General features: G+C 53.9%; 24 protein-coding genes. 11 read left to right on the plus strand and 13 right to left on the minus strand.

What is annotated here, in order from left to right; all coding sequences use genetic code 11:
* Nucleotides 1–311: 311 nt before the first annotated feature.
* The 4 genes from lldP (at nt 312) to trmL (ending at nt 4,571) form a co-directional block, all read left to right on the plus strand.
* The gene (lldP, locus tag LZ634_RS00005) at nt 312–1,967 is read left to right on the plus strand and encodes an L-lactate permease (protein WP_234501715.1); all 1,656 of its coding nucleotides are present in this window, start codon (nt 312–314) and stop codon (nt 1,965–1,967) included.
* Nucleotides 1,964–2,740, plus strand: a complete 777-nt coding sequence (gene lldR / locus LZ634_RS00010) for a transcriptional regulator LldR (RefSeq protein WP_234501716.1) — start codon at nt 1,964–1,966, stop codon at nt 2,738–2,740. The genes lldP and lldR overlap by 4 nt, the downstream gene beginning before the upstream one ends.
* Nucleotides 2,737–3,921, plus strand: a complete 1,185-nt coding sequence (gene lldD, locus LZ634_RS00015) for an FMN-dependent L-lactate dehydrogenase LldD (RefSeq protein ID WP_234501717.1) — start codon at nt 2,737–2,739, stop codon at nt 3,919–3,921. Before lldR ends, lldD begins: the two co-directional genes overlap by 4 nt.
* A gap of 176 nt (nt 3,922–4,097) precedes the next feature.
* A complete protein-coding gene (gene trmL, locus LZ634_RS00020; protein WP_234501718.1) occupies nt 4,098–4,571 on the plus strand; it encodes a tRNA (uridine(34)/cytosine(34)/5-carboxymethylaminomethyluridine(34)-2'-O)-methyltransferase TrmL in 474 nt (157 codons plus the stop codon).
* 56 nt (nt 4,572–4,627) lie between these two features.
* Here trmL and cysE read toward each other — a convergent pair whose 3' ends face one another.
* From cysE to LZ634_RS00045, 5 genes are all read right to left on the minus strand, one after another.
* Entirely contained in the window at nt 4,628–5,449 is an 822-nt protein-coding gene (gene cysE / locus LZ634_RS00025; protein WP_234501719.1) for a serine O-acetyltransferase, read from the minus strand.
* Between the two features lie 78 nt (nt 5,450–5,527).
* Complete coding sequence (gene gpsA / locus LZ634_RS00030; RefSeq protein WP_052282754.1) at nt 5,528–6,547, minus strand: NAD(P)H-dependent glycerol-3-phosphate dehydrogenase; 1,020 nt, start codon at nt 6,545–6,547, stop codon at nt 5,528–5,530.
* Complete coding sequence (gene secB / locus LZ634_RS00035) at nt 6,547–7,014, minus strand: protein-export chaperone SecB (protein ID WP_052282753.1); 468 nt, start codon at nt 7,012–7,014, stop codon at nt 6,547–6,549. The genes gpsA and secB overlap by 1 nt, the downstream gene beginning before the upstream one ends.
* 83 nt (nt 7,015–7,097) lie before the next feature.
* On the minus strand, nt 7,098–7,349 hold the full coding sequence (gene grxC / locus LZ634_RS00040) for a glutaredoxin 3 (RefSeq protein ID WP_234501720.1): 252 nt from the start codon (nt 7,347–7,349) through the stop codon (nt 7,098–7,100).
* Nucleotides 7,350–7,387: 38 nt separating this feature from the next.
* Complete coding sequence (locus tag LZ634_RS00045) at nt 7,388–7,819, minus strand: rhodanese-like domain-containing protein (protein ID WP_234501721.1); 432 nt, start codon at nt 7,817–7,819, stop codon at nt 7,388–7,390.
* A 249-nt stretch (nt 7,820–8,068) separates the two neighbouring features.
* Between LZ634_RS00045 and gpmM the strand changes: the two genes are divergently transcribed.
* The 3 genes from gpmM to LZ634_RS00060 are packed head-to-tail and all read left to right on the plus strand — an operon-like array spanning nt 8,069 to nt 11,830.
* Nucleotides 8,069–9,616 (plus strand): 2,3-bisphosphoglycerate-independent phosphoglycerate mutase, encoded by a 1,548-nt coding sequence (gene gpmM / locus LZ634_RS00050; protein ID WP_234501722.1) that lies wholly within the window; start codon nt 8,069–8,071, stop codon nt 9,614–9,616.
* Nucleotides 9,617–9,625: 9 nt separating this feature from the next.
* A complete protein-coding gene (gene envC / locus LZ634_RS00055; protein ID WP_234501723.1) occupies nt 9,626–10,897 on the plus strand; it encodes a murein hydrolase activator EnvC in 1,272 nt (423 codons plus the stop codon).
* Between the two features lie 3 nt (nt 10,898–10,900).
* A complete protein-coding gene (locus tag LZ634_RS00060; protein ID WP_234501724.1) occupies nt 10,901–11,830 on the plus strand; it encodes a divergent polysaccharide deacetylase family protein in 930 nt (309 codons plus the stop codon).
* Here the strand turns inward: LZ634_RS00060 and LZ634_RS00065 are convergent.
* The 3 genes from LZ634_RS00065 to kbl form a co-directional block, all read right to left on the minus strand.
* Nucleotides 11,827–12,864 carry a glycosyltransferase gene (locus tag LZ634_RS00065; protein ID WP_234501725.1) on the minus strand — a complete coding sequence of 346 codons (1,038 nt, stop codon included), beginning with the start codon at nt 12,862–12,864 and terminating at the stop codon, nt 11,827–11,829. The two genes, LZ634_RS00060 and LZ634_RS00065, sit on opposite strands and share 4 nt — an antisense overlap.
* 169 nt (nt 12,865–13,033) lie before the next feature.
* A complete protein-coding gene (gene tdh / locus LZ634_RS00070) occupies nt 13,034–14,059 on the minus strand; it encodes an L-threonine 3-dehydrogenase (protein ID WP_234501726.1) in 1,026 nt (341 codons plus the stop codon).
* 9 nt (nt 14,060–14,068) lie between these two features.
* Nucleotides 14,069–15,265, minus strand: a complete 1,197-nt coding sequence (gene kbl / locus LZ634_RS00075; protein WP_234501727.1) for a glycine C-acetyltransferase — start codon at nt 15,263–15,265, stop codon at nt 14,069–14,071.
* Nucleotides 15,266–15,481: 216 nt separating this feature from the next.
* Here kbl and rfaD point away from each other — a divergent pair, with 216 nt between their 5' ends.
* Genes rfaD through rfaL form a run of 4 tightly spaced genes read left to right on the plus strand, consistent with a single transcriptional unit; the run spans nt 15,482 to nt 19,682 of the window.
* Entirely contained in the window at nt 15,482–16,414 is a 933-nt protein-coding gene (gene rfaD, locus LZ634_RS00080) for an ADP-glyceromanno-heptose 6-epimerase (protein WP_234501728.1), read from the plus strand.
* Nucleotides 16,415–16,423: 9 nt separating this feature from the next.
* A complete protein-coding gene (rfaF, locus tag LZ634_RS00085) occupies nt 16,424–17,470 on the plus strand; it encodes an ADP-heptose--LPS heptosyltransferase RfaF (RefSeq protein WP_234501729.1) in 1,047 nt (348 codons plus the stop codon).
* A gap of 3 nt (nt 17,471–17,473) precedes the next feature.
* A complete protein-coding gene (gene rfaC, locus LZ634_RS00090) occupies nt 17,474–18,439 on the plus strand; it encodes a lipopolysaccharide heptosyltransferase RfaC (RefSeq protein WP_234501730.1) in 966 nt (321 codons plus the stop codon).
* 22 nt (nt 18,440–18,461) lie between these two features.
* On the plus strand, nt 18,462–19,682 hold the full coding sequence (rfaL, locus tag LZ634_RS00095; RefSeq protein ID WP_234501731.1) for an O-antigen ligase RfaL: 1,221 nt from the start codon (nt 18,462–18,464) through the stop codon (nt 19,680–19,682).
* 53 nt (nt 19,683–19,735) lie between these two features.
* Here rfaL and waaZ read toward each other — a convergent pair whose 3' ends face one another.
* The 5 genes from waaZ to rfaQ all read right to left on the minus strand — a co-directional run bounded on the left by waaZ (nt 19,736) and on the right by rfaQ (nt 24,620).
* Nucleotides 19,736–20,518, minus strand: coding sequence for a 3-deoxy-D-manno-oct-2-ulosonate III transferase WaaZ (waaZ, locus tag LZ634_RS00100; protein ID WP_234501732.1), 783 nt, complete (start codon nt 20,516–20,518; stop codon nt 19,736–19,738).
* Between the two features lie 87 nt (nt 20,519–20,605).
* Nucleotides 20,606–21,622, minus strand: coding sequence for a lipopolysaccharide 3-alpha-galactosyltransferase (gene waaO / locus LZ634_RS00105; RefSeq protein ID WP_234501733.1), 1,017 nt, complete (start codon nt 21,620–21,622; stop codon nt 20,606–20,608).
* A 16-nt stretch (nt 21,623–21,638) separates the two neighbouring features.
* Complete coding sequence (gene rfaP / locus LZ634_RS00110; protein ID WP_234501734.1) at nt 21,639–22,436, minus strand: lipopolysaccharide core heptose(I) kinase RfaP; 798 nt, start codon at nt 22,434–22,436, stop codon at nt 21,639–21,641.
* Complete coding sequence (locus LZ634_RS00115) at nt 22,429–23,553, minus strand: glycosyltransferase family 4 protein (RefSeq protein ID WP_234501735.1); 1,125 nt, start codon at nt 23,551–23,553, stop codon at nt 22,429–22,431. Before LZ634_RS00115 ends, rfaP begins: the two co-directional genes overlap by 8 nt.
* Nucleotides 23,550–24,620 (minus strand): lipopolysaccharide core heptosyltransferase RfaQ, encoded by a 1,071-nt coding sequence (gene rfaQ, locus LZ634_RS00120; protein ID WP_234501736.1) that lies wholly within the window; start codon nt 24,618–24,620, stop codon nt 23,550–23,552. The genes LZ634_RS00115 and rfaQ overlap by 4 nt, the downstream gene beginning before the upstream one ends.
* Nucleotides 24,621–25,018: the final 398 nt, after the last annotated feature.

The raw sequence follows: 25,018 nt of genomic DNA on the forward strand, positions 1-25,018 counted from the left end.
ACTGGGTTCGCTAAAAGCGAATTCTGATTCTCCCGCCCCCTGAACTTCTCCCACTCCGGGAGAAGGTTTGTTTTACCCTCCCCCCTTACCCGCAAAATTGGCCCAACCAATTTAACAACCAAATCTCTATTGGTTCACAATTCCATCATCAAACATCACATTACCATTGCCAATAAATAACATTTGGTTAACCATTTGTTGTCATTACCCCTACACAACCCAATTGGCAGGGCCAATTTTACACAAACTGTGACGCAGAGATGAGCTGAGACTCACCGCGAATCGGCGCGTAAGGCCCCCTGGAGACCTGCATGAGCCTCTGGCAACAAAACTACGATCCGGCCGGCAATATCTGGCTATCGAGCCTGATCGCATCGCTCCCGATCCTGTTTTTCTTCTTCGCACTGATTAAACTCAAGCTGAAAGGTTACGTTGCCGCCAGCTGGACGGTAGGCATCGCCCTCGCCGTCGCCCTGCTGTTCTACAAAATGCCGGTCGACCGCGCGCTGGCCTCGGTGGTTTACGGCTTCTTCTACGGCCTGTGGCCCATCGCCTGGATTATTATCGCCGCCGTCTTCGTCTACAAAATTTCGGTGAAGACCGGGCAGTTCGACATTATTCGCTCGTCGATTCTCTCCATTACCCCCGACCAGCGCCTGCAGATGCTGATCGTCGGTTTCTCCTTCGGTGCCTTCCTCGAAGGGGCAGCCGGGTTCGGCGCGCCGGTGGCGATTACCGCGGCACTGCTGGTTGGCCTCGGCTTTAATCCGCTGTACGCGGCGGGGCTGTGTCTGATCGTCAATACCGCACCGGTTGCCTTTGGCGCGATGGGGATTCCAATTCTGGTTGCCGGCCAGGTGACCGGGCTGGATAGCTTTGAAATCGGTCAGATGGTCGGCCGTCAGCTGCCGTTCCTGACCATTATCGTCCTGTTCTGGATCATGGCGATTATGGATGGCTGGCGCGGCATCAAAGAGACCTGGCCTGCAGTGATGGTAGCCGGCGGTTCGTTTGCTATCGCGCAGTATCTCAGCTCCAACTTCCTCGGCCCTGAGCTGCCGGACATTATCTCATCGCTGGTTTCGCTGGTCTGTCTGACGCTGTTCCTCAAACGCTGGCAGCCGGTGCGTATTTTCCGCTTTGGCGATATGGGTGCATCGCAGGTCGATATGGACCTCTCGCGCACCCGCTACAACGCCGGGCAGATTATTCGCGCCTGGTCGCCGTTCCTGTTCCTGACCGCCACCGTAACCCTGTGGAGCGTGCCGCCGTTTAAAGCGCTGTTCGCCCCGGGTGGCGCATTGTATGAGCTGGTGATTAATATTCCGGTTCCGTACCTCGACAAGCTTGTCGCACGCATGCCGCCGGTGGTCAATCAAGCCACTGCCTACGCTGCGGTCTATAAGTTCGACTGGCTTTCCGCCACCGGCACCGCAATCCTGTTTGCCGCGCTGCTGTCTATCGTCTGGCTGCGCATGAAGCCAAAAGATGCCATCAACACCTTCGGTTCCACGCTCAAAGAGCTGGCGCTGCCGATTTACTCCATCGGGATGGTCCTGGCATTTGCCTTTATCTCTAACTACTCGGGTCTGTCTTCAACGCTGGCACTGGCGCTGGCGCATACCGGCCACGCGTTCACCTTCTTCTCGCCGTTCCTTGGCTGGCTTGGGGTGTTCCTGACCGGTTCAGATACCTCCTCCAACGCCTTGTTCGCCGCGCTGCAGGCCACTGCCGCACAGCAAATTGGCGTCTCGGACGTGCTGCTGGTTGCCGCCAACACCACCGGTGGCGTGACCGGGAAAATGATTTCGCCACAGTCCATCGCGATTGCTTGTGCAGCGGTAGGTCTGGTGGGTAAAGAGTCCGACCTGTTCCGCTTCACCGTGAAGCACAGCCTGATATTCACCTGCATGGTGGGCGTGATCACCACGCTGCAGGCTTACGTCTTAACGTGGATGATCCCGTGATAACACTGCCCAAACGTCTGTCAGACGATGTCGCCTGCCGCGTGCGGGCGCTGATTGAAGAACAACAGCTGGAAGCGGGCATGCGTTTGCCCGCAGAAAGAAAGCTGGCAAGCAAGCTCGGCGTCTCGCGCAATTCACTGCGCGAAGCGCTGGCGAAACTGGTAAGCGAAGGATTGTTGCTGAGCCGTCGCGGCGGCGGCACCTTCGTGCGCTGGCAGCATGAAGGCTGGTCTGAACAGAATATTGTGCAACCGCTGAAAACCTTGCTGGCTGACGATCCCGACTACAGCTTCGACATTCTTGAAGCCCGTCATGCTATCGAAGCCAGCACCGCGTGGTACGCCGCAATGCGAGCGACCGACGCGGATAAAGAAAAAATCCGCCTCTGCTTTGAAGCCACCCAGAGTGATGACCCCGACCTCGCCTCACAGGCCGACGTGCGGTTTCATCTGGCGATTGCCGAGGCGTCCCACAACGTGGTGCTGCTGCAAACCATGCGCGGCTTTTTCGACCTGCTGCAATCCTCGGTGATCCAAAGCCGCGAGCGGATGTATCTGGTGCCGCCGGTCTTTGCGAAGCTCACCGAACAGCATCTGGCGGTGCTGAATGCGATTACCGCCGGTGACGCCGAAGGAGCCCGTCAGGCCATGATGGCGCACCTTGGGTTTGTCCACACCACGATTAAACGTTTTGATGAAGACCTGGCCCGCCAGGCGCGGATCACCCGCTTGCCCGACGACCACACTGATATTTCCAGGGAGAAAAAAGCATGATTATTTCCGCCGCGAGTGACTACCGCGCCGCCGCCCAGCGCATTCTGCCGCCGTTCTTGTTCCACTACATCGACGGAGGTGCCTATGCAGAACACACTCTGCGTCGCAACGTGGAAGATCTGTCGGACGTGGCGCTGCGCCAGCGGGTGCTGAAAAATATGTCTGACCTGAGCCTGGAAACCACGCTGTTTAAAGAGCAGCTCTCCATGCCGGTGGCGCTGGCCCCTGTCGGCCTGTGCGGCATGTACGCCCGCCGTGGCGAGGTTCAGGCAGCCGCCGCAGCGGATGCCAAAGGCATTCCATTCACGCTCTCTACCGTATCGGTGTGTCCGATTGAAGAAGTGGCGCCCACCATCAAACGCCCAATGTGGTTCCAGCTGTACGTGCTGCGCGACCGTGGTTTTATGCGTAACGCGCTGGAACGCGCCAAAGCGGCCGGTTGTTCCACGCTGGTGTTTACCGTCGATATGCCAACGCCGGGCGCACGCTACCGCGATGCCCATTCCGGGATGAGCGGCCCGAACGCCGCGATGCGTCGCTACTGGCAGGCGGCAACTCACCCGCAGTGGGCGTGGGATGTGGGCCTGAACGGTCGTCCGCACGATTTAGGTAATATCTCCGCCTATCTGGGCAAGCCAACCGGGCTGGAAGATTACATCGGCTGGCTGGCAAATAACTTCGATCCGTCAATCTCCTGGAAAGACCTCGAATGGATCCGCGAATTCTGGGACGGTCCAATGGTGATCAAAGGGATCCTCGATCCACAAGATGCCCGCGACGCGGTGCGCTTTGGCGCAGATGGTATCGTCGTTTCCAACCACGGCGGCCGCCAGCTTGACGGCGTACTCTCTTCCGCACGCGCCCTGCCGGCAATTGCTGATGCGGTGAAAGGCGATATTACTATTCTCGCCGACAGCGGGATCCGCAACGGGCTCGACGTGGTGCGCATGATTGCGCTGGGTGCCGATAGCGTGCTGTTGGGCCGCGCGTATCTGTATGCGCTGGCCACGCACGGCCAGGCCGGGGTGGCTAATCTGCTGAATCTGGTTGAGAAAGAGATGAAGGTCGCCATGACGCTGACCGGTGCGAAATCCATTAAAGAGATTAGCCGCGATTCACTGGTGCAGAGCGCCGAGGTGACGCAGATGTTCCAGGCCATTAAGCAGGGTAGCGCAGCGTAAGTTTGTGCGTTTTTTCCCCCTCACCCTAACCCTCTCCCCCGCAGGGGCGAGGGGATCGTTTTGCATCGTTTGAATGTTCACAGACCTGCTCTGCGTCCTCTCCCTTTTCGGGTGAGGGCCGGGGTGAGGGTTTCGCCAAATTCTGCTATCCTGCCCGCGCAATCCAAGGGGGCAGTATGCTTAACATCGTTTTATTCGAACCTGAAATCCCGCCGAATACCGGGAACATCATCCGTCTGTGCGCTAATACCGGCTTTAATCTGCATATTATCGAACCCATGGGCTTTGCCTGGGATGATAAGCGCTTGCGCCGCGCGGGGCTGGATTACCATGAATTTACCGCCGTCCAGCGCCACGCTGATTACGCCGCATTCGTGGAAAGCGCAAAACCACAGCGTTTATTTGCCCTGACGACTAAAGGTACACCGGCGCATAGTGCGGTGAGCTATCAGGACGGTGATTTTTTGCTGTTTGGCCCGGAAACCCGTGGGCTGCCAGCGACCATTCTGGACGCGCTGCCGCCTGAGCAAAAAATTCGTATTCCGATGATGCCGGACAGCCGCAGTATGAACCTGTCAAACGCGGTATCGGTGGTGGTGTACGAGGCATGGCGCCAGCTGGGATATCCCGGCGCAATCTTGCGTAGTTGATACATGATGGGCCGGATGGCACCCTAAGGTTACCTTCCGGCTAGAACATTCACGGATTAAATCCCGTCGCCGTACTCAAATCCGTGGTTAATACCATTGAAGTGCTGGTCCATATCCATCGCCGGTTTGTCCGACTCCGGCTTGCCGACGATGCGCGCCGGAACCCCTGCCGCCGTAGTATGCGGTGGCACGGGCTGCAGAACCACAGAACCGGCACCGATTTTCGCACCGCGCCCCACTTCGATATTGCCGAGGATTTTCGCCCCGGCGCCAATCATCACGCCTTCACGAATTTTCGGGTGACGGTCGCCGCTGGTTTTGCCGGTACCGCCGAGGGTCACGGACTGCAGAATCGACACGTCGTCTTCAATCACCGCCGTTTCACCCACCACGATGCCGGTCGCGTGGTCGAGCATGATGCCGCGGCCGATTTTCGCCGCCGGGTGGATATCCACCTGGAAAGAGACCGACACCTGGTTTTGCAGGAAAATCGCCAGCGCGCGACGCCCCTGTCCCCATAGCCAATGGCCGATACGATAAGCCTGTAGCGCGTGGAAACCTTTCAGATACAGCAGCGGGGTGGAATATTTATCGACCGCCGGGTCACGGGTACGCACAGCCTGAATATCACAGGCTGCAGCGGCAATCATTTCCGGGTCAGCGGCGTAGGCTTCTTCGACGACTTCACGAATGGCGATGGCGGGCATAATGGAAGAGGCCAGCTTGTTAGCCAGCATGTAGCTTAATGCACTGCCCAGATTTTCATGCTTGAGTAGCGTCGCGTGATAGAAGCTGGCGAGCATAGGCTCGCAGTCCGCCAAGGCTCGGGCTTCGGCTTTAATATTGTTCCAGACAATTTCCAGTTCTTCACACGACATTGCATACTCCAGACGTATTGGAACGATCGGCCAGTCTACGCTCGCCGGATCGTTGCGATGACAAAGGTTTCCTGCGTTTTAGTTGCCGCTATGCTCATCCTTGCGTGCACGACCTAATAAGGTCAATGCTGCCTCGCGCGCACTTTTTCCGCAATATAATACCTGATAAATTTCCTCGGTTATTGGCATTTCGACACCTACGCGGTGCGCCAACTCGCGAACTTCTTTGGTATTACGATAACCTTCGACCACCTGGCCAATTTTGTCCTGCGCTTCCTGCACCTGCGCACCCTGTCCCAGCGCCATGCCGAAACGACGGTTACGCGACTGATTGTCGGTACAGGTCAACACTAAATCACCCAGCCCTGCCATGCCCATAAAGGTCACCGGATCGGCCCCCAGCGCCACGCCAAGACGCGACATTTCGGTCAAACCGCGGGTGATCAATGCCGTACGGGCGTTCGCGCCAAAGCCGATGCCGTCGGAAATACCGGCGCCAATCGCAATCACGTTTTTCACCGCACCGCCCAGCTGGACGCCGATGAAGTCCGGATTGCTGTATACGCGGAAGCTCTTGCCGCAGTGCAGCAGTTGCTGCAAATCGTCAGCAAAGACCGGGTCGGTCGCCGCCAGCGAGATAGCCGTCGGTAAACCCGCCGCCAGCTCTTTGGCAAACGTTGGGCCTGAAATCACCGCCAGCGGGATATCATCGCCCAGCGCTTCGCGCGCGACTTCCTGCAGCAGGCGGCCGGTTTCAGCCTCCAGCCCTTTTGTCGCCCACACCACCCGTGCGTCAGGACGCAGCAGCGGCTTCATCTGGCGAAGTACATCACCAAATACGTGGCTTGGCACCACAACCAGAATATCGCGGCTGGCGGCCAGTGCGGTCGCGAGGTCGCTTTCCAGGTGCAGCGTGTCAGGGAACGGAACGTCAGGAAGGAATGCCGCGTTGCAGCGATCGTGCTGGAGCGTCGCGACATGTTTAGGATCATGGCCCCAGAGTACAACCGGGTGGCCATTTCTTGCCACGGTGATGGCAAGAGCGGTGCCGTAAGAGCCGGCACCGATCACAGTCATTGAAGCATTAAGTGCGTTCATCAGGCATCCTGATGTTGTTCTGCACCTTCGCCAGCCTGCTGCTGCAGATAGTTCATAAACAGCGCATCAAAGTTTACCGGCGCAAGGTTCAGCTGTGGGAAGGTCCCACGGGAAACCAGGCTGGTGATGCATTCACGCGCATACGGGAACAGGATGTTCGGGCAGTATGCACCCAGGCAATGGGCCATCTGAGTCCCTTCGATACCTTCAATGGAGAAGATACCCGCCTGCTGAGTTTCGCACAGGAACGCAGTTTCTTCGCCCAGAGTCGCCGTTACGGTGACACGCAGCACCACTTCATACACGCCTTCAGCCAGCTGGTTGGATGCGGTATCAAGATCAAGTTTAACCTCTGGTTGCCAATCTTTCTGGAAAACCTGAGGTGCATTTGGCGCTTCGAAAGAAACGTCTTTGGTGTAGATGCGTTGGATCTGGAAAGCCATTTCTGCGTTGTTTTGTTCTGACATGTGTAAAAACCCTTTCGTGTTGTCCTTAAAATAGGCGGTATGCCTCACGCCCGCAAAGGGCAGGCGCGAGCGCTTCTAAAGCATTAGCTCAGCAGCGGATCGAGTCCACCACGAGCATCAAGCGCATACAAGTCGTCACAGCCGCCAATGTGCTGTGCATCAATAAAAATCTGCGGAACCGTAGTACGGCCACTGCGCTGAATCATCTCTTCGCGCTTTTCTGCATTACCGTCGATAGGCAGTTCTTCAAAAGAAACGCCTTTCTCAGACAGCAGCGCTTTTGCACGGTGGCAATAAGGGCATGTCGCTTTGGTATAGATTTCAATCTTCGCCATTACAGCTCTCCTGACGTTACCCAATAAGTGAGCAGGTCTTACTTACCGCGAACCAAAGGCAGGTTTTCACCGCTCCAGCCTGCGATACCTTCTTTCAGTACGAAGACTTTCTCAAAGCCCGCTTTCAACAGCAAGGTGGCGGACTCGGTTGCCTGCATACCGGAACCATCGGTCACAATAACCGGCTTATCTTTATGCTTTTCCAGCTCGCCGACGTTGTTGGCTTTGATTTCAGTTGGCAGCAGGTTCAGGGAACCGGCGATATGCCCTTTACGGAAATCATCACGCTGGCGCAGGTCAACGACTACCGCGTCTTCTTTGTTAATCAAACGCGTCGCTTCGCCGCGATTGATGACTTTAACTTTGGACATCAGCCCTTTAAAGGTAGTGAACAGCACGGCCGCCAGCAGCGCGATCCACGCGATGCTCAGGACAGGGTGACGACCAACAAATTGCATAATCTCTTGCATGGGGGGTAACAGCTCCCGACGTGTAATGTTTAAAAACCAGGGAAGGAGTATACCTGCGGCGTGGCGCAAATACAGCCAGCGCAGGTGATGTAATGCGTTTTCTGCGGAGCGCTACAGAAAAAAAGCGGGCAAATGTGCGCTTTTCACCCACCATCTCCCCGCTTTCTTTGATCTCTCGTTGTTATTTTATCGATTCAGCTGTAGTAAAATTACGCAAATTTTCTGTCTTTAGAGCATGAGGTTGTCGCAATGTCGGTTTCTAAAAAACCTATGGTACTGGTGATCCTGGATGGCTACGGCTACCGCGAAGAGCAGCAGGATAACGCTATTTTCACTGCAAAAACTCCGGTTATGGATGCGCTGTGGGCAAAACGTCCGCATACCCTGATCCAGGCTTCTGGCCTGGAAGTGGGTCTGCCGGATGGTCAGATGGGTAACTCCGAAGTCGGTCACGTTAACCTGGGCGCGGGTCGTATCGTCTACCAGGATCTGACCCGCCTCGATGTTGAAATTAAAGAACGTACTTTCTTCGCTAACCCAGTCCTGTCCGGTGCGGTCGATAAAGCCGTTGCCGCTGGCAAAGCCGTGCACATCATGGGCCTGCTGTCTGCCGGTGGCGTTCACAGCCACGAAGATCACATCATGGCGATGGTTGAGCTGGCCGCCGAACGCGGTGCAGAAAAAATCTACCTGCACGCCTTCCTTGATGGCCGTGACACCCCGCCGCGTAGCGCTAAAGGCTCCCTGCAGCAATTCGAAGAGAAATTTGCCGCACTGGGCAAAGGTCGCGTCGCGTCCATCATTGGTCGTTACTACGCAATGGACCGTGACAACCGTTGGGATCGCGTTGAACAAGCCTACAACCTGCTGGTTGAAGCAAAAGGCGAATTCCAGGCAGAAACCGCCGTTGCCGCACTTGAAGCCGCTTATGCGCGCGACGAGAACGACGAATTCGTGAAAGCGACCGTAATCCGCGCAGCCGGCCAGGCCGATGCTGCCATGGAAGACGGCGACGCGCTGATCTTCATGAACTTCCGTGCCGACCGTGCGCGTGAAATCACCCGTGCCTTCGTGAACGCAGACTTCGACGGCTTCGCCCGTCGCAAAGAAGTGAAGCTGGGCGATTTCATCATGCTGACCGAATACGCCGCGGACATCAAAGCACCTTGCGCTTACCCACCAGCCTCACTGGAAAACACCTTTGGTGAGTGGATGGCCAAGCACGATAAAACCCAGCTGCGCATCTCTGAAACTGAGAAATACGCACACGTCACCTTCTTCTTCAACGGCGGCGTAGAAGACCCATTCAAAGGCGAAGATCGCATCCTGATCAACTCGCCGAAAGTGGCGACCTATGACCTGCAGCCGGAAATGAGCTCCGCTGAGCTGACCGAGAAGCTGGTTGCGGCCATCGAAAGCGGCAAGTACGACACCATTATCTGTAACTACCCGAACGGCGATATGGTTGGTCATACCGGCGTGATGGAAGCGGCAGTTAAAGCGGTTGAAGCCCTGGATCACTGCCTGAGTGAAGTGACCCAGGCAATCGAAAAAGTCGGCGGCCAGATGCTGGTAACTGCTGACCACGGCAACGCTGAGCAGATGCGTGACCCGGCTACCGGCCAGGCGCACACGGCGCACACCAGCCTGCCGGTTCCGCTGATCTACGTTGGCGACAAAAACCTGAAAGCGGTAGAAGGTGGCAAGCTTTCCGATCTCGCGCCAACCATGCTGTCGCTGATGGGGATGGAAATCCCGCAACAGATGACTGGTAAGCCGCTGTTCATCGTGGAATAATCCCTCCCCATGAGGGGAAAGGCGATTTATTCTATTAAATGGGCCGGAGCAACGCTTCGGTCCTCGTTCTACGCCAGCGCGCTCAGCGCTGGCGTATTGCTGTGCGCCGCGCCCGCCCATGCGGACGACCGCTCACAGCTGCAATCCATTCAGGCTGATATCGCCGCCAAAGAGCGCGCGGTGCGCCAACAGCAACAACAGCGTTCTACTCTCCTCGCCCAGCTAAAAGCTCAAGAACAGGCTATCTCCGTCGCCGCGCGCCAACTGCGTGAAACGCAAAACTCGCTGGCACAGCTCAATGCACAGATTGCGGAAATGAACGCCTCTATCGCCAAGCTGGAAAAGCAGCGACAAATGCAGGAGCGTAACCTGGCCGCACAGCTCGACGCCGCGTTTCGCCAGGGCGAACACACCGGCATTCAGCTGATCCTCAGCGGTGAAGAGAGTCAGCGCGGGCAGCGCTTACAAGCCTATTTCGGCTATCTGAACCAGGCGCGTCAGGAGACCATCGCCGAGCTCAAAGAGACGCGCGAACAGGTTGCCGCGCAAAAAACCGAGCTTGAAGAGAAGCAGAGCCAACAGCAAACGCTGCTCTATGAACAACGCGCCCAGCAAACCAAGCTGGAGCAGGCGCGTAACGAACGTCAGAAGACCCTTTCCGGACTCGAATCCTCTATTCAGCAGGGCCAGCAGCAGCTAGGCGAACTGCGCGCCAACGAATCTCGTCTGCGTAACAGCATTGCGCGTGCGGAAGCCGCGGCGAAAGCCCGCGCCGAGCGTGAAGCCAAAGAGGCTGAAGCAGTACGTGGCCGCCAGCAAGAAGCCACCCGCAAAGGCACCACCTATAAACCGTCTGAAAGCGAACGTTCGTTGATGTCACGTACCGGCGGTCTTGGCGCACCGCGCGGCCAGGCCTATTGGCCGGTTCGCGGCACCACGCTGCATCGTTATGGCGAACAGCTACAAGGTGAGCTACGTTGGAAGGGGATGGTGATTAGCGCTTCGGAAGGTACCGAGGTGAAAGCCATCGCCGACGGTCGCGTCATCCTTGCCGACTGGCTACAGGGCTACGGCCTGGTCGTGGTGGTTGAGCACGGTAAAGGCGATATGAGCCTGTATGGTTACAACCAGAGTGCGCTGGTGAGCGTGGGTACGCAGGTGCGTGCCGGGCAGCCGATTGCTCTGGTGGGCAACAGTGGCGGCCAGGGCCGGCCTTCACTCTATTTCGAAATTCGCCGCCAGGGTCAGGCGGTCAATCCACTACCGTGGTTGGGAAGATAAGTTTTGCTTCAATTTCGCCAGTTCGTTCTTCTTAGTTCACTGGCATTAGCTGCACCAGGCTATGCCGGTAAACTCGCTATCGTTATCGATGATTTTGGCTATCGCCCACACCAGGAAAACCAGGTGTTGGCAATGCCGTCCGCTATTTCCGTCGCCGTTTTGCCCAATGCGCCTCACGCGCGTGAAATGGCCACCAAAGCCCACAACAGCGGGCATGAAGTGCTGATTCACCTGCCGATGGCACCGCTTAGCAAACAGCCGCTGGAAAAAGATACTCTGCGTCCGGATATGAGCAGCGATGAAATCGAGCGCATCATCCGTGAAGCCGTGGATAAAGTGCCGTATGCCGTAGGTCTTAATAACCATATGGGCAGCGCCATGACCTCCAGCCTGTTTGGCATGCAGAAAGTGATGCAGGCGCTGGGCCGCTACAATCTCTATTTCCTCGACAGCATGACGATTGGCAATAGCCAGGCCATGCGCGCGGCGAATGGTACCAGCGTGAAGGTCATTAAGCGTCGGGTATTCCTGGACGATACGCAAAACGAAGCGGATATCCGCGTTCAGTTCAACCGGGCTATCGATCTGGCGCGGCGCAACGGCTCGGCGATTGCGATTGGTCATCCGCACCCGACAACCGTGCGGGTACTGCAGCAGATGGTCTATAACCTGCCGTCAGATATCACGCTGGTTCGTCCGAGCAGTCTGCTCAACGAACCGCAGGTTGATACTTCAAGGCCTAACAGCGGTCTACCATCACAAGTCCAGCCAACCGCACCGCGTAACCCATTCCGCGGCGTTAAGCTCTGCAAACCGAAGAAACCGCTGGAGCCGGTCTACGCCAGCCGCTTCTTCAACGTATTAAGCGAGAGCATCACCCACAGCACGCTGGTGCAATATATGCAGCTGCAGTGGCAGGGGTGGCAGAGCTAGTCTTTCAGTCCCAAGGTGAGATGGGCCAGACGACGCGGGGTGAGTGATTTATCACGCATCTTGTTGAAGCGAATGGCCCACAGCATCACCTGATACGCCAGCTTCACGCTGCAAATGTTGCTGACCATCCGCTTAAACATGCCGGAAACTTCGGCCTCAGCGACCATGCGCTCGCGGATCTTCTGATCCGGCTCTTTGCGAATGCAGTGGCACACGCGCATCGCTTCGTAAATCACCTGCTGTTTAAACTCAGGATAAATCGGAATACGCCCAGCGTAGTCGCGATTCATCTTGTCGAGCAGACGGGTAATTTTGATGTAGTGACGCTGATAGGCGAGGTTTTTAAGCCCGGTACGCGGCAGGCGGCTAACCGATGCGCCGTGCAGGAAGTATTTGTACAGCGGCACTTCGGTATAACGCGCACGTTTGGCGTTAAACATAAATTCGGTTGACCAGATGATATCCTGGTGATGCAGGCCTGGAATAAAGCTCAGCCCTGCGTCGACGATGGTTTGATGACGATAAACCCCCATCCACACCACGTGACGCCAGCGGCGGCTTGCCAACCCCTTGCGCAGCCAGTCTGGCCCGGTCATCACCTCGGTCGAGCGAATGCGTTCAGGAGGAATCGAGGCCCAGGTTTTCCCCGTTTCAGCAATGCACCAGTCGGCGTTGCACTGCGCGACGTCCAGATTGTCCGTCAGCGCCATATTCATCAGCGTTTCGTACATTTCCGGATAGGCAAGATCATCGCCATCAACGTAAGCAATGTACTCCCCCTTCGCTGTCTCCATCCCGGTATTTCGCGCCGCGGAAACACCCGCATTACGCTGGTGCAGCAGATGGACATGCGGATAGCGATCCACATACGCCTGGGCAAGCTCTGCCGAGTTATCCGTCGAGCCATCGTTAACGATGATTATCTCGATATTCTTCCAGGTTTGCGCAATCAGCGAGTCCATACAGGCAATAAACGGCTCGCCCGTATTGTAAAGCGGCATAATGACGCTCAGGAGACCGGGGGTGTAGGTCATATAAAATCCTGCCAAACAGTATAATTAACGGCAATATTTAACATATTGGAGGGTAAAAGGTCAGCGAAAGTTATTGCTGTCTTTTACGCGATAGGGCAAAAAAATCCCCGGATATTTAACGCTATTAAACATCCGGGGACAACATACACTTACCAGTAGGTTTGGACGATTAATCCCAGCTCAGCACCACTTTGCCGGACTGACCGGAACGCATGGCGTCGAAGCCCTTCTGGAAATCGTCAATGCTGAAACGGTGGGTGATGATCGGGGAAAGATCCAGACCAGACTGAATCAGTGCCGCCATCTTGTACCAGGTTTCAAACATTTCACGACCGTAGATACCTTTAATAAACAGACCCTTAAAGATAACTTTAGTCCAGTCGATCGACATATCCGACGGTGGAATACCCAGCATCGCAATACGGCCACCGTGGTTCATGGTGTCGAGCATTGTGCGGAACGCCGGTGGCGCACCGGACATTTCCAGACCCACGTCGAAGCCTTCGGTCATGCCCAGTTCAGCCATCACGTCGTTGAGGTTTTCTTTCGACACGTTGACCGCGCGGGTTACGCCCATTTTGCGCGCCAGCTCCAGGCGGTATTCGTTGACGTCGGTGATCACCACGTTACGTGCGCCAACGTGTTTGGCTACTGCCGCCGCCATCACACCAATTGGGCCAGCCCCTGACACCAGCACATCTTCACCGACGAGGTCGAAAGAGAGCGCGGTATGCACGGCGTTGCCAAACGGGTCGAAGATTGAAGCCAGTTCATCGGAGATATTGTCCGGGATTTTGAAGGCGTTGAAGGCCGGGATCACCAGATACTCCGCAAAACAACCCTCACGGTTTACGCCAACACCAATGGTATTACGGCACAGGTGCGTACGGCCGCCACGGCAGTTACGACAGTGCCCACAGGTGATGTGGCCTTCGCCAGAAACGCGATCGCCCAGCTTAAAACCGCGCACTTCCTGGCCAATACCGACGATTTCACCTACGTATTCATGACCCACCACCATCGGGACCGGAATGGTTTTCTGCGACCATTCATCCCAGTTGTAGATATGCACGTCGGTGCCGCAAATTGCGGTTTTGCGGATCTTAATCAGCAGGTCATTATGGCCCAGTTCCGGTTCCGGAACGTCGGTCATCCAGATGCCTTCTTCTGCTTTCAGTTTAGATAACGCTTTCATCTCACACCCTTAGGCAATGACGCCCAGTTGTTTACCGATGCGGGTAAAGGCTGCCACCGCACGTTCAATTTGTTCCGTCGTATGCGCCGCCGACATCTGGGTGCGAATACGCGCCTGACCTTTTGGTACCACCGGGAAGAAGAACCCGGTCACGTAGATCCCTTCTTTTTGCAATTCACGCGCAAAGTTCTGTGCGATCACCGCGTCGCCCAGCATCACCGGGATGATTGCGTGGTCGGCACCCGCGAGGGTAAAGCCCGCTGCGCTCATTTTTTCGCGGAACAGACGCGCATTGGCCCACAGCTTATCGCGCAGCTCGCTGCCCTCTTCCACCATCTCCAGCACTTTAATGGAGGCGGCAACAATCGCCGGAGCCAGCGAGTTGGAGAACAGGTACGGGCGGGAGCGCTGACGCAGCCACTCAACCACCTCTTTGCGCGCGGCGGTATAGCCGCCTGACGCGCCGCCCAGGGCTTTGCCCAGGGTACCGGTGATGATGTCCACGCGGCCCATCACTTCGCAGTATTCATGTGAACCGCGACCGTTTTCACCAACGAAACCGACAGCGTGAGAATCATCGACCATCACCAGCGCGTCGTATTTGTCCGCCAGATCACATACACCTTTCAGGTTGGCGATAACGCCGTCCATGGAGAAGACGCCGTCGGTGGCGATCAACACGTGGCGCGCACCAGCTTCACGCGCTTCTTTCAGGCGGGCTTCCAGTTCTTGCATGTCGTTGTTGGCGTAGCGGAAACGCTTCGCTTTGCACAGACGCACGCCATCGATGATCGAAGCATGGTTCAGGGCATCGGAGATAATGGCGTCTTCAGCGCCGAGCAGCGTTTCAAACAGACCGCCGTTGGCATCGAAACAAGAGGAGTACAGGATGGCATCTTCCATGCCGAGGAAACCGGCCAGCTTCTGCTCCAGCGCTTTATGGCTGTCCTGGGTACCGCAGATGAAGCGGACGGAAGCCATACCAAAGCCGTGGCTGTCCATACCCGCTTTCGCCGCCTTAATCAGTTCAGGATGGTTCGCCAGGCCAAGGTAGTTGTTGGCGCAGAAGTTGATCACGTGACTACCGTCACCGACCGTGATATCCGCCTGCTGAGCGGAAGTAATGATACGTTCTTCTTTGAACAGACCCTCGGCACGCGCGGTCTCCAGGTCGTTCGTTAACTGTTTGTAGAAATCACCACGCATTGCAACTCTCCAGATTCGGTAAAATTTGGCACATATTACCCAAAGCTATACGCTGATACGAGATGATGCATGTCTGAATGAATTATTTGCAGCATAAATCACGTGGCTTAAGCTCTCCTTATGGTGAAAGGCTGAAGGCTTAGCAATGTGATGATATGATAAGAGGTATTAGCGCCCTGGATAGTCCAGGGTCCTCACATTTCAAAGGTTACAGTTATGATCATCGTTACCGGCGGCGCTGGCTTCATCGGCAGCAACATCGTGAAAGCGCTCAATGACAAAGGCATCACCGATATTCTGGTGGTGGATAACCTGAAAGACGGCACCAAGTTCGTCAACCTGGTCGATCTGGATATCACCGATTATATGGATAAAGAAGATTTTCTAATCCAGATTATGGCCGGTGAAGAGTTCGGCGACATCGAAGCCGTGTTCCACGAAGGCGCTTGCTCCTCCACCACCGAGTGGGATGGTAAGTACGTGATGGATAACAACTATCAGTACTCCAAAGAGCTGCTGCACTACTGCCTGGAGCGTGAAATTCCGTTCCTGTATGCCTCTTCCGCTGCCACCTACGGCGGCCGCACCAGCGACTTTATTGAGTCCCGCGAATTTGAAAAACCGCTGAACGTTTACGGCTACTCCAAATTCCTGTTTGACGAATACGTCCGCCGCATCATGCCAGAAGTGGATTCCCCAATCGTTGGCTTCCGTTACTTCAACGTCTATGGCCCGCGCGAAGGCCATAAAGGCAGCATGGCGAGCGTGGCTTTCCACCTCAACACGCAGTTGAACAATGGCGAAAGTCCGAAACTGTTCGAAGGCAGCGATGGCTTCAAGCGTGATTTCGTCTACGTGGGTGATGTCGCTGCGGTGAATCTGTGGTTCTGGGAAAACAGCGTATCCGGTATCTTCAACCTCGGTACCGGCCGTGCAGAATCCTTCCAGGCCGTGGCTGACGCGACGCTGGCGTACCACAAAAAAGGCAGCATTGAGTACATTCCATTCCCGGATAAACTCAAAGGCCGCTACCAGGCGTTTACTCAGGCCGATCTGACTAACCTGCGTGCCGCAGGCTACGATAAGCCATTCAAGACCGTCGCCGAAGGCGTAACGGAATATATGGCCTGGTTGAACCGCGACGCGTAAGAAGTCAGCATGAAAATACTGGTGGTCGGCCCGTCATGGGTGGGCGACATGATGATGTCGCAAAGTCTCTATCGCACGCTCAAGGCGCGCTTTCCCCAGGCGATAATCGATGTGATGGCACCCGCGTGGTGCCGTCCGTTGTTATCACGTATGCCGGAAGTCAACGATGCGATCGCCATGCCTCTTGGGCACGGCGCGCTGGAAATTGGCGAACGGCGCAAACTCGGCCATAGCCTGCGCGAGCGGCGCTATGACCGAGCCTACGTCCTGCCTAACTCCTTTAAATCAGCGCTGGTACCATTCTTTGCCGGCATTCCGCTGCGTACCGGTTGGCGCGGAGAAATGCGCTACGGTCTGTTGAACGACGCTCGGGTGCTGGACAAAGACGCCTGGCCGTTGATGGTCGAGCGCTACGTGGCGCTGGCCTACGATAAAGGCGTGATGCGCTGCGCCAAAGATCTGCCGCAGCCGCTGCTGTGGCCGCAGCTACAGGTCAACGACGGCGAAAAATCCCTCACCTGCAATGCGTTCTCTCTGTCAAACGATCGCCCAATGATTGGCTTCTGCCCAGGCGCTGAATTTGGTCCGGCCAAACGCTGGCCGCATTATCACTACGCCGCGCTGGCGAAACAGCTGATTGATGAGGGCAACCAGATTGTTCTTTTCGGCTCCGCGAAAGATAACGATGCGGGCAATGAGATCATCGCCGCACTGAGCGAAGAACAGAAAGCCTGGTGCCGCAATCTGGCCGGGGAAACCCAGCTAGAGCAGGCGGTGATTCTGCTGGCTGCCTGTAAAGCCGTGGTCACTAACGACTCCGGCCTGATGCACGTCGCCGCCGCGCTGAACCGCCCTCTGGTGGCGCTGTATGGCCCAAGCAGCCCGGACTTTACCCCGCCGCTGTCGAATAAGGCGCGCGTCATCCGCCTTATCACCGGCTATCATAAAGTACGTAAAGGCGATTCCGCTCAGGGCTATCACCAGAGCCTTATCGACATCACCCCAGGCCGCGTGCTGGAAGAGCTTAATGCTCTTATGTCGAGTGAGGAAGTCTGACGCATGCGGGTTCTGATTGTTAAAACCTCTTCTATGGGCGATGTCCTGCATACGCTGCCGGCACTAACCGATGCGATGCGCGCCATTCCCGGCATTCGTTTTGATTGGGTGGTGGAAGAAGGCTTCGCGCAAATTCCCTCCTGGCATGAAGCCGTAGACCGCGTCATCCCGGTGGCGATTCGTCGCTGGCGCAAGGCGTGGTTTTCCGCACCGATTAAAGCCGAACGTAAAGCCTTTCGCGATGCAGTACAGTCGGTGAAATACGACGCCATCATCGATGCCCAGGGGCTGGTCAAAAGCGCTGCACTAGTCACCCGATTAGCGCACGGCATCAAGCATGGCATGGATTGGCAGACCGCCCGCGAACCGCTGGCCAGTCTGTTCTACAACCGTCGCCACCATATTGCTAAGCAACAGCACGCCGTTGAACGTACCCGTGAGCTGTTTGCTAAAAGCCTGGGATACGCCAAACCTGAATCACAGGGTGATTATGCCATCGCACAGCATTTCCTCAGCGAGAGCACACCCGATGGCACGCCTTACTGTGTCTTCCTGCATGCCACCACCCGTGATGATAAGCATTGGCCGGAAAGCCATTGGCGCGAATTGATTGGTCTATTGCAGGAAAGTGGTCTGCGCATCAAGCTGCCGTGGGGAGCTCCTCATGAAGAAGCCAGAGCACAGCGTTTAGCTCAAGGGTTTGATTATGTTGACGTGCTGCCGCGACTGAGCCTTGAGAAAATCGCGCACGTGTTGGCAGAAGCGAAATTTGTTGTTTCGGTGGATACCGGGTTAAGTCATTTAACTGCGGCGTTGGATCGCCCGAATATCACGCTGTATGGACCAACCGACCCGGGATTGATTGGCGGGTATGGGAAGAATCAGGTCGCGTGCTGTTCAGAATCAAAAGATTTATCCGACCTCAACGCGCCCGTTGTTATTCGCGAGCTGCACAAGATTATGCATTAGTAGTTCTTATTAAGGTATGTTAATGACTTCATCCAATACATTGATGCAAAAGAATTTTTGCTGGAAGTCCATTTGGAATCGTGGATTAGTATCGCTGTTTATTATCATGTTTTTCTTCGATAATATTACACGTTACAAACATATTGTCGGCGGGTTAATGCTTATCACCGCCCTCTATTATGTGGCGCAGAAAAGAAGTGCGCTGTTACAGATTTTCAAAAATAATCTCACCTACTCGCTCTTTGTTTTTGTAATTGTCTGTTTCTACGCCGTACTGATCTCAATCGACCCTTCTTATAGCTTCAAGAAATTTGCCAATACGATTCTTGAAAAACTATTGCTGACAACCCTGGTCATTCCCATTCTGTTACACGATGAGAACAAAGAAGATATAGCCAAAACACTTATCTACTCGCTTATCGCCGGGATTTTGCCATTAGCTCTCGTAGACGGCTGGCAATATTATCGTGAATATCAACAGGGCATCATGCCATTTTCTGGGTTCACGCATAAATACAAATCTGACATTTTAATCTTTATGACGCCAGCATTTTTACTGCTGTGGAATTTCAAATCCGCGAAAATACGCGTTCTTTTCTTCGCTATTGCCTGCCTCATGGGTTTGATGATCATCGGTACATTACAGCGCGGAACCTGGCTCTCAATACTGGTCGCCGCACTGATTTGGTGTATCTGTAAACGAGAATGGAAATTGCCGTTACTAGCCGCCGTCGCGCTAGGTGCCGTTCTTACTCTTGGCTATCTGAAAGATCAAAATAGCCTTCATATGCTGTTCCATAAAATGCAGCAAACCTCCAGTTCAGGCCGCTACGGGGGAGGCACTCAGGGTGCCGCCATTGACCTGATTATGGAAAACCCAGTAAAAGGTTATGGCTACGGCGAGAATATATATCACGAGGTCTATAACAGCAGGATTCAGGATTACCCGCAGTGGGTGTTTAAAAAATCCATTGGTCCACATAATATAACCCTCGATATGTGGTACTCGGCGGGTCTTTTAGGGCTCATTGCATTATGGTATTTACTCATCTCGGTTGTTGCCGAAGTAGTAAAAGGCTATAGAGCGAATGAGGGTGTAACCAAAGATGCCTGGCTTCTGATTGGGTTGATAATGGCAGGTAACCTGTTCGTTCGCGGCGCTTTCGAAACCGTCAGTATCGAAAACCTAACGATGCTCATGGGTATTGCACTGGCGCTGAAATTCAAAGCCCAGCAAAACTAAAATTGAAAAGGCTGCATAATGCAGCCTTTTTTAATTTACTGGCGGTGTAAATACTACACTTCGTCTGGGGTAATAAACGGTATCACGTCGTAGTCGATGGCCGTCGTATCAGAGAGGTTATAAACCTGAATATCCGCTACGTTCTCGCGCATAAATCGGTAGAACGGTAAGATTTTACCTAAGTCTCGACTCAATTCCGACGGCTGTTGATTGTGTTTCTCATCGTAAAAACGGCCACAGGTATCAACCAGATCCAACCCAGAGTGGATGATTTTCTGATAGCCCAAACTGTACGCAACCTGAAGTGCAGCAAACGCCACCGTATGGCATGAGCAGTAGCCATGGGTAATATCCAGACTGAACCCCGCCAGCCGTTTCTTCTTCGAGACAGGAACATCAATCAGTATTTTGTCGTCCAGTTTCGACGCAATGGTGAACTTAATTTTCTTAAAGAACCCGCCCTTTTCTCGCTGATACAGAGAGCGAATCACAAAGCCGTGATCGTCGATATAACGCTTATCTTCCTCAGAAGCCCTGTCGTATACCTCACCGTTGACGATGGCATACTTGCTTTTCTTCATAAACTCGCGGAAATCATCGTTTCGCTGCAGTGAAAAGCGGGAGTCGGTCAGCACATAAATGAATGGCCGAATATTGTTATCCAACAGATAGCGAGCGGAGCCGTTGACAGAGATAACGTCCGATGCCGCCAGCAGACTTAGCGGCGTTTTCAGCGATGATGGCCCTGAGAGGAAAATAATGCAGTTTTCAGAGGTCTTGTGACGTTTGATTTCGTTAACGTCTTCGGTTGTGATGCTGTGCAATTTACCGCTCATAAGACTGCCACCAAAAATAATATCGTTACCTGAAAGGCGGATCGGGATTGTTATTCTGAAGCTAAAATAGTCATAAAATTCAAATGACTACTTAACCACCCTTAAATAGAAATAGTAAATATAGTTCATCACGCCGGCGAACGGCTTGTTATTCTTGAAGTTATGCTTTGCGCAGTAGCGCGCATAGTTCGCATTCCCGGGTTTCTGCAACGGCAAATCTTTCCACGGCGAAACGGCTTTCGCCTGCAAAAATGGCTCTGCACTTGGGTAGCTGGCCCAGTTATGCCACGGCTTCGTCGGTCCGACATAGTGAATCAGCACCGTACCGTCGTGAATAGGGTTGATAAACGCGTCCTTCAATTCATAGTTGAGGCTGAACTGAGTATTGTATTTACCATCCATAAACGTCACTTTCCCGCAAAGAATAATGTTCAGGATATCCTGATCCATAAAGCTCAGCTTGCGCGTGACATTTTTGTCAGACAGCAGCGACATCGCCTTGCCCGAGACATCTTCACTGGCCCACGCGGGGATATTCAACAGCAGAACGCCAGAATTGAAATAGCCTTTGGCAATGGCCGGGCAGTCCAGGCTTTTGCTTCGTGATAGCCACCATTTGCCATCACGCTCAGGAACTACGCCCGCCACGGTATCCGCAAGCTCTAGCGCTAACAATTCATCAATTTCGCCCTGGCAGACAATGTCAGCATCCAGATAAAGCAGCCGGGACAGTTTGCCAATAAAGTAGTCGCCGATGATAAAGCGGAAATACATCGCTACCGACCAGTTTTTAGTGGTCGGGAAAGCCGCTAGCCGCTCGCAGTTGACGATATGGATTTGAATACAGGTGCCATTATCCTTTGCCAACTGCGCAAAATGCCGCTTTTCTTCTTCAGAAATGACATCGATGAAAACATGAAACACAAAGTCCATGCTGCGGTTATGCAGAAGAATTGAAGCAATAGAAACGCCACAGCCAAAGAGAAAGTTCTTATCAATCCCGTAGGCAATATGGAACGGTGAAACTACCGGCACCGGCTGGCCTTCATTAAAGACGATCGTCTCTTTAATCATCTCATCGGCATTCAAATACGAATAGGTCATGTCCTGCTCCCGGCAATTACAACGACTTTCTGATCGTTCTTTCTTGTATTTTGGTAGCCTTGTCTGCCGCTTTTGCCAGCAGTGGCTGCTCTTCTCGCAGCACATCTCTGATAGGTTTATCAAAATAAACTTTCATAAAGCGTAAAATATCGCGCTGCGTCAGACCGATATTCAGCGATGAGAAATAGAGCCCAATCAGGTCCTTATCGCGCCAGCGGAGCGGTACCTGATTGCGGATCTGCGCCCGATGCAGGTCAATCACCGAGACCTTCAGCGTCTCTTCCTCGCCGCTAAACGGCAGATGCAGCAGGAAGTGACAGATATAGCAGTCGCGGTGGTTAATGCCGGCCAGGTGCATTTTACGCACCATCGTAGCCACACGTTTAATCAACATGCGTTTCACCGCTGCGGAAGGGGAATTCGTCACCCAATCGGCGCAGTAATCTTCAAGGCTAATGGTCGGCGTGAGGTCTTCGGTAATGATAAATGACGTTTTGGTCAGCGGATTTAGTCCTTTCTCACCAAAACCAACGCCGTGCATGGTATCAACACCCACATCATGCAGGCGGTGAATCGCATTCCATTCCCGGTCGGCGCCCAGCACCGGCATCCGCAGTGAAATCAGGTTTTTGACGATCTCTTTGAGGGAGGTGCCACGGTGCCATTTCAGAAAATAACTGCCGCCCGCCAGCTCAAAGCGCAGCGTACGACGGGTTTCCAGTTCACGAAACACCTCACCTTGCAGGTGTTTCACCTCTTCAAAGGCATCTTTTCCGCGCCACAGCGTGGCCAGCGGTTCGTTCAGCTCAACCATCTAAATCACCTATAATGATATCTGCCGCTTTGTCCGCCAGACTGTACAAATCTTGTGTATCCGCATAGTTACGCGCATTTTCCGCCCAGGCCATGCGCAGTGCTGGCTGGGTTAGTGCTTTGAGTAAAATCTCATTCAGAGCATCTTGCTGGAAAGGTTCATTCATCACCGCACCGCAGTTTGCATCTGCAATATAGTGCGCATACCCGCATACGCTGGTCGTTAATACTGGCAAACCTGCGGTCACCGCCTCGAGCAGCACGATCCCGGCCGCTTCCTGATAGGCCGGATGCAGCAGGAGATCGGCCGCCGCCATCAATTCTGCCACATCGTTACGGCCGGAGAAGAAATGCACGTTGCGGCGAATGCCTAGTTTCTCGGCTAATGCCGCAAATTTACCCGGCTTATCCTGTCCGACAATGAACAGCTGAGTATTCTGACGCAGGCTTTCAGGTAACGAGGCCATCGCGTTAAGGGTACGGTCTACGCCTTTACGCCTAAAATCAGAACCCACCTGTAACAGCACATTCTGCGACTCCGTCAGACCATTCTTTTGGCGATAAACCTGGCGGGCATCGGGGATCTGCTGACTGTATTTTCTATCCGGGTAGATCCCCGGCGGCAAAATATGAAAACGCCCGGACTCGGTCTGATAATGCTTTTGGAAATCGGCAATTTGCTTATCCGTCAGCATCAGTAGCTGCGTATTTTTTCCCTGCTCGAAGGTCGCACGTTCAAAGGCGGCATAATGCCGATAGCGTGACGTCAGACGATAGAAGAACCCCTTTTCCTGCGCGACTTTCTCGGCGTAGCAAACATCAGCCGCATAATAGACGTCCAACCCCGGCATCTTATTGAAACCCACCACGCGCGACACTGGATGCTCACGCAGATGATGTTGCACCCACGCGTAATACTCAGCGTTACGCCCGTGGTTAGTTCGGGATTTCACCGGAACCAGAATGAGCTCAAAGGCCTTGGGATGTTCACCTTCCCAAAATTGGGTATAAACGCGCACCTGATGACCACGGGCTGCTACGGTCTGCGCAATACGCATGAAATCCCGCTGTAAACCACCGAAAGGAAAATACTTATACAGACAGAATGCAACGATCATAATTCTTCGCCTATGACGGGTTCGGCATGAGGGGCAGGCAAGATTTTATCAATCGCGGCAATGACATCCTCTGCAGGAATCACTGAGAGATACATTTCATTGCGATTGCGCTGCTCACGCGGCGGCATGGGGCGATAATCACCGGCCCAGAATTGAATCATATTGTTTGACCATGGACGCCAGAAAACATGGTTTGTCGCGCCGAACAGAGCTATCAGCGGCGTTTTGACCGCTGCCGCAATATGCCCCGGCGCAGAGTCAACGCCAATAAACAACACCGCATGGTCGATAAGCGCGCCGAGTTCAGGAAATGTCACATTCCCGGCCAGGGCCGTCACCGGCGGCTTTTTACAACCCTGGGCGATGGCGGCAATGCACGCCAGGTCATCGGCACCAGGACCGGAGGTCAGCACCACTTCCATCCCCCGCTCATGCAACGCATCAATCACCTGCGAGAATTTTTGATTCTCCCAGCATTTAAAAATCTGCCGTGCCGTAGGTTGAATCACCACATAGCGCTCGCCGACACCGGCTTTATTCAGCTCCTGACGCACGCGCTCCCAACAGACAGGGTTATAGCTCATCGTCGTTTCAGTAACATAGGAATCGAGGCCCAGCGGTGCCAGCACCGACAGATTACTCTCAACCACGTTATCGCCTTTCGACGGCGCAAGATGCGTGAAACTGTTACGCCAAAAAGCGGACTGGCGATGCTGGTAGTCCTGCGAAATACTCATTGGCACATTCAGCAGGCGTACCAAAACGGCCACCATCCACTGATCGGCCATGTTAACGACCAAGTCGTATTTATTCGAACGCAGCACCCTGATTAGATTAACGAAATTAGTGACTTTCTCTGCGGTTTTGGCTTTCTTATTTTTAAGGCCATACAGCGCATTGATTTCAGGGTTCTCGGATAAAATAGGCATCGTATCCTGGTACAGCAGGACATCAACCTTCGCGTCAGGATAATGGCGTTTAAGCGTGCTAATAACGGGAGTAGTCAGCAGCATATCCCCGTGAAAACGCATTTTAATGAGCAAAATTTTTCTAAATGGCTTTTCCACAAGTGACTCTTTGGTTGAGATTTTCCGATAAAAGTTGGAAAAAGTACGCTACCGCTCAGGCTTAACAGTGACCTGATTACTGATATTGCACTCATTTTTAACGCGATAGTGTACCACTTCTTTTGTCGCAATCCGAACAGGAAGCATTTCACGCAATTAAATCATTTTAGCCTTAAAAATCATGTCAATAGAATTATTATGACGTTCATTAATTGCGGCTAACTCTTTGCCCATTTGCTCCAGGACAAATCGCAACCGACGGCATAAAAACGGGTGATAAGCAGTGATATCCACGGCAAGCCATCATGCTGTGGATAATTTAGACCAAAAACAGCAAAAGTAATGGTAAAGCCTCAGGTAAATACATAGAATCCTCAGCACATTCATAACTCAGCTAT

Origin of the sequence: Kluyvera intermedia, assembly GCF_021440345.1 — a bacterium.
Lineage (GTDB): Bacteria > Pseudomonadota > Gammaproteobacteria > Enterobacterales > Enterobacteriaceae > Kluyvera > Kluyvera intermedia_A.